This is a genomic window from Micrococcus sp. LASM2_SD2 (genome assembly GCF_057364565.1).
In genome coordinates this window covers 1-2,126 of the sequence record NZ_JBNFOB010000314.1, presented here as the reverse complement: position 1 = coordinate 2,126, position 2,126 = coordinate 1, and the positions used below count along the sequence as shown (strand labels likewise).

The following is a 2,126-nucleotide window of genomic DNA, read 5'->3' as shown; positions in this document are numbered from 1 at the left end:
CTGGCGCCCACGCCCGGCGCGTTGGTCCGCGGAGGCCAGGGCGCCGCCGTCGGGAAGCCCCTGCCCGCCGGGGGCGAGCCGGCGCAGCAGCTCGTCCTGGGTGGAGTCCACGGTCTCGAGCCAGATCACCTCGGTCATGCGTCCTACCTATACCGCAGAAGCCTGCGGGATCCCGGGGATGCCGGCGGCGGATGTGGAGGTTTCCTCCAAGCCGCGGCACCCGCGAGGCATGCCTAGACTGGCGAACTGCGGCAGATCCGGGCAGGATCCCGGAGCAGGCGGGTTTGTCCGAACCCTGCAATCCGCCGCAGGACGCACCACCACGCAACGTCGCAAGGAGAGCATCCGTGACCGCACCGGACCTCGACCACCAGCGGCCGCGACTCGAGGACCTGCACCGGCGCCTCGAGAAGACGCACGCCCCCAGCGGCGAGGCCGCCGTCGAGCGCCAGCACTCCCGCGGCAAGGGCACCGCTCGCGAGCGCATCGAGATGCTCCTGGACGAGGGCTCGTTCGTGGAGCTGGACGCCCTGGCCGTGCACCGCACCACCGCGTTCGGCATGGACGCCAAGCACCCCGAGGGCGACGGCGTGGTGGCCGGCTTCGGCACCGTGGACGGCCGCCAGGTGGCCGTGTACTCCCAGGACTTCACCGTGTTCGGCGGCTCCCTGTCCGAGCGCAACGGCCAGAAGATCGTGAAGGTCCAGGAGTTCGCCGCCCGCAACGGTTGCCCCGTGGTGGGCATCCTGGACGGCGGCGGCGCCCGCATCCAGGAGGGCGTGGCCTCCCTGGCCCAGTTCGCGGACATCTTCCGCGCCAACGTGCTGGCCTCCGGCGTGGTCCCGCAGATCTCCCTGATCATGGGCCCCTCGGCCGCGCGCCGCCTACTCCCCCGCGCTCACGGACGTGGTGGTCATGGTGGACAAGACCTCCCACATGTTCATCACCGGCCCGGACGTGATCAAGACCGTCACCGGCGAGGACGTGGACATGGAGACCCTCGGCGGCGCGCACTCGCACTCCACCACCTCCGGCACCGCCCACTACATGGCCGAGTCCGAGGAGGACGCGATCTCCTACGTGCAGGAGCTGCTGGAGTTCCTGCCCTCGAACAACCTGGCCGAGGCCCCGGTGTTCCCCGCCCCGGGCGAGCTGGAGGTCACCGCGGAGGACGAGGACCTGGACACCCTCGTGCCGGACTCGGCGAACCAGCCGTACGACATGCTGGACGTGATCGGCTCCGTGGTGGACGACGGGCACATCCTGCAGCTGCAGGAGCTCTACGCGCCGAACGTCATCACCGGCCTGGCCCGCCTGGACGGCATGTCCGTGGGCGTGGTGGCCAACCAGCCGATGCAGTTCGCCGGCACCCTGGACATCGCCGCCTCGGAGAAGGCCGCCCGCTTCGTGCGGTTCTGCGACGCCTTCAACATCCCGATCCTCACCTTCGTGGACGTCCCCGGCTTCCTGCCCGGCACGGACCAGGAGTTCAACGGCATCATCCGCCGCGGCGCCAAGCTGATCTTCGCCTACGCCGAGGCCACCGTGCCGAAGCTGACCGTGATCACCCGCAAGGCCTTCGGCGGCGCGTACATCGTGATGGGCTCCAAGAAGCTCGGCGCGGACCTGAACCTCGCCTGGCCCTCCGCACAGATCGGCGTGATGGGCCCGCAGGGCGCCGTCAACATCCTCTACCGCCGGGACCTGGCCGCCGCGGCCGAGGCCGGCGAGGATGTGGAGGCCAAGCGCGCCCAGCTGGTGCAGGACTACGAGACCGAGCTGCTCAACCCCTACCAGGCCGCCGAGCTCGGCTACGTGGACGCCGTCATCCCGCCGTCCCACACCCGCGTGAACCTGCTCAAGGCCCTGCGGGCCACCCTCCACAAGCGCGAGGCGCGGCCCGCCAAGAAGCACGGGAACATGCCGCTGTGAGTCACGAGCAGAACCCGGAGCGCTTCGGCGCGGACACCTCTCCTGCCGAGGAGACGCAGGAGGCCGTGCAGATCTCCGGCGCCCACCTGGAGCCGGAGGAGATGGCCGCCCTCACCGCCGTCATCCAGCAGCTGCAGGCCGGGGCCGCGCCGGCCCCGGACGAGCGCACCGCGCGCGAGCGGCACCGCACCGCC

General features: G+C 71.1%; 1 protein-coding gene and 1 pseudogene. Both read left to right on the top strand.

The features are described 5' to 3' along the window. Positions 1-392 precede the first annotated feature (392 nt). Positions 393-1,932, top strand: a pseudogene (locus tag AC2W7A_RS11865) (acyl-CoA carboxylase subunit beta). Beyond that, positions 1,929-2,126: acyl-CoA carboxylase epsilon subunit (locus AC2W7A_RS11860; RefSeq protein ID WP_485991520.1), on the top strand; the 198-nt coding region annotated here is incomplete at its 3' end. The pseudogene AC2W7A_RS11865 and the gene AC2W7A_RS11860, both read left to right, overlap by 4 nt.